Source organism: Pseudomonas sp. P4_C3 (genome assembly GCF_056402075.1).
Genome location: NZ_JBFUIC010000763.1, coordinates 1 through 676 on the forward strand (window position 1 = coordinate 1; position 676 = coordinate 676).

Genomic DNA, 676 nt, shown 5'->3' on the forward strand with positions numbered 1-676 from the left:
CCGTAACTACAGGCTGGAATTGCGCCTAAAGGAGGCGACGGCCCATGAACGCAGGTTGAATAGATGGMGTAACTTACTAAAGGCCCCGTCACGTATCGGGGCTCTATGCGTCTGTCCATATTGCTCTCTCAGGCATAGGGGGCTTGTCACAGATGCCACACATCCAGCGATCAGAGTCATTGGTCGGAATAGGCTCGCGAAGATCGCCATAGTCCGGAAGTTCCTGAGGGGTGATGGCACGGTTCTGCGTCCATGCGGCTTCGTCAACAAGCCTTTTATCCATGAGCAAACTGGCAACGACTACGAATTGACTAGTCTGTATTGGAGACGGGTTCCACACGCCTGGTGGCGGAGTCAGGAAATCATTAGAACCGCAGGTTTGGTTTCGATTGAGTGGAACACTCGCGCTGTTGTACTGAAAATTGTACTGGAGCGTTTTCTCAACAGAGATTCCAAGTGAACTGAGCTTGACTTGAACGCCAAGCGTACATTCGTTTCCATCCTGGCCTGTATGGCCGTAAAGTGACAGTACAGGGCGCGAATGACCGACCACACTATTGGTAATAACCCCCGGCTGCTTTTGCCGGAGATAGCGATTACCCAGATTGATCGAGCATCTTTTTTTTAAACTATTCATCGCGCCTCCCGCCTTCAACCTCAAACGCTAGCTATACAC

At 51.1% G+C, this 676-nt stretch carries 1 protein-coding gene; it reads right to left on the reverse strand.

What is annotated here, in order from left to right; genetic code table 11:
* Window positions 1–103: 103 nt before the first annotated feature.
* Window positions 104–637: a hypothetical protein gene (locus AC1DVH_RS32315; protein ID WP_477757198.1), complete on the reverse strand. Its 534-nt coding sequence runs from the start codon at window positions 635–637 to the stop codon at window positions 104–106.
* Window positions 638–676 lie beyond the last annotated feature (39 nt).